This window comes from Providencia sp. JGM181 (assembly GCF_018257375.1).
Taxonomy (GTDB): Bacteria; Pseudomonadota; Gammaproteobacteria; order Enterobacterales; family Enterobacteriaceae; genus Providencia; species Providencia lanzhouensis.
Genome location: NZ_JAERJY010000181.1, coordinates 1 through 6,002, shown reverse-complemented (window position 1 = coordinate 6,002; position 6,002 = coordinate 1). Strand labels below are relative to the sequence as shown.

The following is a 6,002-nucleotide window of genomic DNA, read 5'->3' as shown; positions in this document are numbered from 1 at the left end:
ATATATTGATTGTATGAATTAATTTGCTTGTAATCTAGTGTAAAAAAATTTACGTAAAAGTGACAACTTGCTAACCTACGGTCTACGCTTACTAATATTTTTTTACTTGTTTACGTATAACTGAAAATAAATATGGATAAAAAGAAGTATTATCACGAACTTTCAGATAGTTTATCTGCACTTATCGCTGGAGAGTATGATTTAATTGCCAGTTTGGCAAATAGCAGTGCGTTATTATTTGAACGTTTATCCGGTATCAACTGGGTTGGTTTTTACTTGAGTGATGGAAAGGAACTGGTTCTCGGTCCATTCCAAGGTAAAATCGCTTGTGTACGGATCCCGTTCAATAAAGGCGTCTGTGGTGCTGCATTTTCCGAAGCGCGAGTTCAGCGTGTGGAAGATGTGCATGCTTTTCCAGGTCACATCGCGTGTGATGCGGCAAGTAACTCGGAAATCGTCTTCCCTCTATGTGTAAATGGCAAGATAATTGGGGTTTTAGACATCGATAGCCCAAATATCGGCCAATTCGACGAAGAAGATGAAAAAGGGCTTCAATACCTTACAGACCAGTTATGCCAGCACTTGGCGATGTGTTCTATACCAAAATATTATTAATTATTGGTATGTAAAATCAATAGGAACGTGGCAATTGTCAGCAACACGATTATAATGTCCGCTTGTTCATGCCCGTGAGGTTGGCAAAATCGTTGTTATCAGGAAATTTCATGGAAAATCAACCTAAGTTGAATAGTAGTAAAGAAGTTATCGCATTTTTGGCAGAGCGTTTTCCACGCTGTTTTATCGCTGAAGGCGAAGCACGTCCGCTTAAAGTCGGAATTTTTCAAGATATCGTAGGGAACTTAACCGAAGAAGATGGTATTAGCAAAACGCAATTACGTTCAGCGTTACGCATGTATACCTCTAGCTGGCGTTACCTTTACGGTGTTAAAGAAGGCGCAAAACGTGTTGACTTAAATGGAGATGACTGCGGTGAATTAGATGCAGAGCACATTGCCCATGCGCGTCAACAATTAGCTGAAGCGAAAGCGAGAGTCCAAGCGCAACGCGCAGAGCAACAAAAAACGCAAAAGCGTCCTGCTGCGAAAAAGCCTAGCGACAAAGCACCTCGTCAAAATGATGCGAACAAAGAGAACTTATCTCGTCGCCGTCCATCAGACAAAAAAGAACGCCCACAAAATACAGCTCCGAAAAAACCTCGTAGCAATCCAGCCGAAGAAAATTTGAAATCAGTTACTGATATCAACACACTGAAAGTCGGTCAGACTCTGAAAGTGAAAGTGGGTAGCAGTATGATGGATGCCTCTGTGCTGGAAATTGCCAAAGATGGTGTTAGGGTTCAATTGCCATCTGGTCTGGCAATGATTGTGCGCGCGGAACATTTAAAGTTCTGATACGGAGGTCACTCAGGTCATGAACAAATTACTCAAAGTTGCATTTGTTGTGAGTCTCGCGACTTTCGGCACCGCAATAGCTAATACTCAGGCAGTGACTCCGGTCACTGCTGCTCAGTTACCTCTTTTAAAGCAGAATACACAGCACGGAACCGTGAGTGAGCGTGTGACATCACGTTTTACGCGCTCTCACTATCGTCAATTCGATTTAGACAAAGAGTTTTCTGGGAAAATATTTGACCGTTATCTCAATATGATTGATTACGGACATAATGTTTTACTTCAATCCGATGTTGACCAGTATGCAAAAGATAAAGCAAAAACGGGCGAATGGCTTGAAGATGGCAAGTTAGATAAGTTCTATGACCTGTATAACCTTTCTCAGCAACGTCGCTTTGAACGTTTCAAATATGCGCTGGCGCGTTTAGATCAACCGATTGATTTAAACGCGACGGATTCTATTGAGGTTGATCGAACTAAAGCACCTTGGCCGAAGGATAAAGAAGAACTAGACCGTTTATGGGACCAAAAAGTCCGCTATGATTGGTTAAGTTTGAAATTAACGGGCAAAGATGACAAAGAGATCAAAGACAAACTGACTAAGCGTTACAATTTTGCATTGAAACGCTTATCTCAGGCACAAAGCGAAGACGTATTCCAATTAATTATGAATGCGTTTGCTCGCGAAATTGACCCACATACCAGTTATTTATCACCTCGTAGCACTGAACAATTTAACTCAGAAATGAGTTTATCCCTTGAGGGGATTGGTGCCGTGTTACAACAAGATGATGATAATACGACAATTAATTCTTTAGTTGCGGGTGGTCCTGCGGCTAAAAGCAAAGAGCTAAAAGTCGGCGACAAAATCATTGGTGTTGGTCAAGTTGGTAAACCTATTGTTGATGTCGTGGGTTGGCGTTTAGATGACGTCGTCGCATTAATCAAAGGGCCAAAAGGTAGCCAAGTTCGTTTAGAAGTTGTTTCAGATACGAAAGGTGCTAAGCCACGTATCGTGACAATTGTTCGCGAACAGATCCGACTGGAAGATAGAGCAGTAAAACTGTCTATCAAACAGCAAGGTAAAGAGAAAGTTGGCGTATTAGATATTCCAGGTTTCTATGTTGGTTTGACCAACGATGTCAAAACTGAATTGCAAAAAATGGCGAAAGAGAATGTTTCGGCTCTGATTATTGACCTGCGCGGTAATGGCGGTGGGGCATTAACAGAAGCAGTCGCATTATCTGGGCTGTTTATTAATAAAGGACCGGTTGTTCAAGTTCGTGATAACAATGGTCAAGTTCGCCAAGATGCGGATGACGATGATGTTATCTATTATAAAGGTCCATTAGTTGTTCTGGTTGATCGTTTTAGTGCTTCTGCATCAGAAATTTTTGCTGCAGCAATGCAAGATTATGGTCGCGCTTTAATTGTGGGTGAACCGACTTTTGGTAAAGGAACGGTACAGCAGCACAGAAGTTTAAGCCGTGTTTATGACCAAATGCTAAAACCAGAATGGCCAGCATTAGGTTCAGTGCAATACACTATTCAGAAGTTCTATCGGGTTAATGGTGGAAGTACTCAGCGTGAAGGTGTGACTCCAGATGTGGTTATGCCAACAGGGCAAGATCCAGCAGAAACAGGTGAAAGCTTTGAAGATAACGCATTGCCTTGGGATAGCATCCCGGCTGCGAATTACACTAAATCTGGGGACATTAACGCTGATTTATCTCCGATTAAAACCAAGCATTTAGCCCGTATCAGTGTTGACCCTGAGTTCAAATATATCGATGAAGATATTGCGCGTTACAAGTCATTGAAAGCGACAAAGAATCTGATTTCTCTGAACTATGCTCAGCGTCAGAAAGAAGATAATGAAATTGATGCGACCAAACTAAAACGCATTAATGAACGCAATGCAAAACTTGGTAAACCGCTATTGAAGTCGATTGATGATTTACCGAAAGATTACGAAGCGCCAGATCCGTATTTAGATGAAACGGTGAAAATGGCAATAGACCTTTCGAATCAAAACACTAAGATGCTTTCTGGTGCCAAGCAGTAAAAATAAAAAGTATTTTCTAGAGCCAGCGTAAGCTGGCTTTTTTATATCTATTGATTTTGTAATTTATTGATTTGAAAATGATTTAATTTATTTAGTATTTTATTTATAGTCTCGGTTTCAACTAAACCTAAATTTTTGTTCAAAAAAATAGTAGGTTTTCTTTCGCTTTTTCAAAAATATCCTACACTTCAGTTAGTAATATCCCTTATTAATGAGGCAAAGCAATGCGTAAATTATCTGTAGGTTTATTAACTGTCATGGCGGTCATGATGTCGTCAATGGGTTCTGCGAATGCAAGTAACTACCCTTGTTCAGGCGCTAAAGGCGGAATTGCTCGTTGTGATGGCGGGCAATTTATCTGTAATGACGGAACAACCAGTCGTTCAGAGCAAGTCTGTACAAATGAGCTAAAAAACTCAATCAATAAAAGTGCAGGTATTGGTGCAGGTATTGGGGCGGGTGTGGCAAAGCAGTCCAGCAAACCATCTGCGGTAGATTCTATCAAAGAGACAGGTGACAACATGAGTAAAACTGCAAAAGATAAAGCATCAAAAGCAACTGATAAGGCAAAAGCTGCTGAGAAAGAAACATCGAAAGCGGTGAAAGATAAGGCAAAAGCAACAGAGAAAGAGACCTCTAAAGCTGTAAAAGAGAAAGCGGATAAAGCCAAAGCTGCTGACAAAGAAACCTCTAAAGCCGTAAAAGAGAAAGCAGACAAAGCGAAAGCTGCCGACAAAGAATCTGCAAAAGCAGTGAAAGAAAAAGCAGATAAAGCCAAGGCTAAAGAGAAGGAAACCTCTAAAGCGGTGAAGGAAAAAACCGACAAAGCTAAAGCGGTAGAGAAAGACAAAACCAAAGCAGCAAAAGAGAAAGCAGACAAAGCAAAAGCGGATAAAGCAAAAGCCGACAAAGCTAAAGCTGCAGCAAAAACAACCGCAAAAGTTTCTAAAGGCAAACCAACTAAAGGTAAAGTGAGCTGATCATTTTCTCGTAGTGCCTTATCGTTATCATTTAAATGCCGTTTATTAAAACGGCATTTTTTATTGCTGTGTGTAAAGATATGTTATTTTATGACTTTTTCCTGTTAATGGGCTTGAAATGGTGTGAAAAAACCTTATTTATGAAGTAAATTTGTCGTGATGTTTGTTTTGACCAAGGAACCTATAAAAAATGATGAGAATTGCTTTATTCTTGCTCACAAACTTAGCTGTTATGTTTGTGTTCGGGATTATTTTAAGTTTAACCGGGATACGTGGAAGTAGTGCTCAAGGTCTGCTGATCATGGCGGCATTGTTTGGTTTTGGTGGCGCATTTGTGTCGCTGCTCATGTCCAAATGGATGGCGCTGAAGTCCGTTGGTGGGGAAGTTATCGAACATCCACGTAATGAGATGGAACAGTGGTTAGTTAACACTGTTAGCCGTCAGTCCCAGCAAGTCGGTATCAAAATGCCACAAGTGGCAATTTACCATGCACCGGATATCAACGCATTTGCAACGGGCGCACGCCGTGATGCTTCTTTGGTTGCGGTAAGTACGGGTTTATTGGAAAACATGAGCCGTGATGAAGCTGAAGCAGTTATTGCCCATGAAATCAGCCATGTCGCTAACGGTGATATGGTTACCATGACCTTATTGCAAGGTGTTGTGAATACCTTCGTTATCTTTATTTCACGTATTTTGGCGCAAGTTGCGGCTGGCTTTATGTCAAACAACAATGACAATGAAAGTGAAAGCAGCAATGGTAACCCAATGGTTTATTTTGCCGTTTCGATGGTATTAGAAATCGTGTTTGGTATTTTAGCGAGCATCATTACGATGTGGTTCTCTCGTCATCGTGAGTTCCACGCGGATGCAGGCTCTGCCAAATTAGTCGGCAGAGAGAAAATGATTGCTGCACTGCAACGCCTGAAAACAAGCTATGAACCGCAAGAAGAAGGGCGCTTGATGGCATTTTGTATCAATGGTCGTGGTAAAGCATTTAGCGAACTGTTTTTATCTCACCCACCATTAGATAAACGTATTGAAGCATTACGTTCAGGCCAGTATCTGAAATAGCCTACGATGTTAATACGATAAAATGAAAGGGAAACATCATGTTTCCCTTTTTTATTTACTCATCCTACCACTACTCCTGCCGTATTCAATTTATCATTTTATCTAACTATTTCAGCGAATAGTGCCAGTAAAGCAGTGTGCTAGTAAAAGAAAAGTGACGGGTATTTTATGCTGAAGAGAGTTAAATAAATATACTGAAAGAAACCGGCACTCAGATTGAATCGAATTAAACCCTCAGTTTAAAAATTACGACTATTTTATAGGTATTGACGCTTATTTATTGAGTAAATGTTGAGTAAATAGGCTAAATACTCCTTTGGGGTTATTTAAATCTAAATAAAGTTAGAAAGATATATACGCGTTATTGGCGTTAAATCATGTGAATAAAAAAATAAATACCACGTGTAATATTGCATATTTACGGTTAGCTAAAATTAATAGCCTGCCATTAATTTCTGAAGATTATTTAC

Annotated in this window: 5 protein-coding genes; all 5 read left to right on the top strand. The window is 40.3% G+C overall.

Annotated features, from left to right (window positions below; translation table 11 throughout):
• Positions 1–132 precede the first annotated feature (132 nt).
• The 5 genes from JK188_RS16020 to htpX all read left to right on the top strand — a co-directional run bounded on the left by JK188_RS16020 (position 133) and on the right by htpX (position 5,532).
• Positions 133–615: a GAF domain-containing protein gene (locus JK188_RS16020; protein WP_211885755.1), complete on the top strand. Its 483-nt coding sequence runs from the start codon at positions 133–135 to the stop codon at positions 613–615.
• A gap of 110 nt (positions 616–725) precedes the next feature.
• The gene (gene proQ / locus JK188_RS16015; RefSeq protein WP_132496032.1) at positions 726–1,412 is read left to right on the top strand and encodes an RNA chaperone ProQ; all 687 of its coding nucleotides are present in this window, start codon (positions 726–728) and stop codon (positions 1,410–1,412) included.
• A 19-nt stretch (positions 1,413–1,431) separates the two neighbouring features.
• The gene (prc, locus tag JK188_RS16010) at positions 1,432–3,477 is read left to right on the top strand and encodes a carboxy terminal-processing peptidase (protein WP_211885753.1); all 2,046 of its coding nucleotides are present in this window, start codon (positions 1,432–1,434) and stop codon (positions 3,475–3,477) included.
• A 224-nt stretch (positions 3,478–3,701) separates the two neighbouring features.
• Positions 3,702–4,457, top strand: coding sequence for a cell envelope biogenesis protein TolA (locus JK188_RS16005; RefSeq protein ID WP_132496030.1), 756 nt, complete (start codon positions 3,702–3,704; stop codon positions 4,455–4,457).
• Between the two features lie 190 nt (positions 4,458–4,647).
• Positions 4,648–5,532: a protease HtpX gene (gene htpX / locus JK188_RS16000; RefSeq protein ID WP_211885751.1), complete on the top strand. Its 885-nt coding sequence runs from the start codon at positions 4,648–4,650 to the stop codon at positions 5,530–5,532.
• Positions 5,533–6,002 lie beyond the last annotated feature (470 nt).

Excerpts from the sequence above, each read along its gene's own strand:
- JK188_RS16020 (WP_211885755.1), top strand. The coding sequence starts at position 133 with ATGGATAAAAAGAAGTATTATCACGAACTTTCAGATAGTTTATCTGCA.
- proQ (WP_132496032.1), top strand. The coding sequence starts at position 726 with ATGGAAAATCAACCTAAGTTGAATAGTAGTAAAGAAGTTATCGCATTT.
- prc (WP_211885753.1), top strand. The coding sequence starts at position 1,432 with ATGAACAAATTACTCAAAGTTGCATTTGTTGTGAGTCTCGCGACTTTC.
- JK188_RS16005 (WP_132496030.1), top strand. The coding sequence starts at position 3,702 with ATGCGTAAATTATCTGTAGGTTTATTAACTGTCATGGCGGTCATGATG.
- htpX (WP_211885751.1), top strand. The coding sequence starts at position 4,648 with ATGATGAGAATTGCTTTATTCTTGCTCACAAACTTAGCTGTTATGTTT.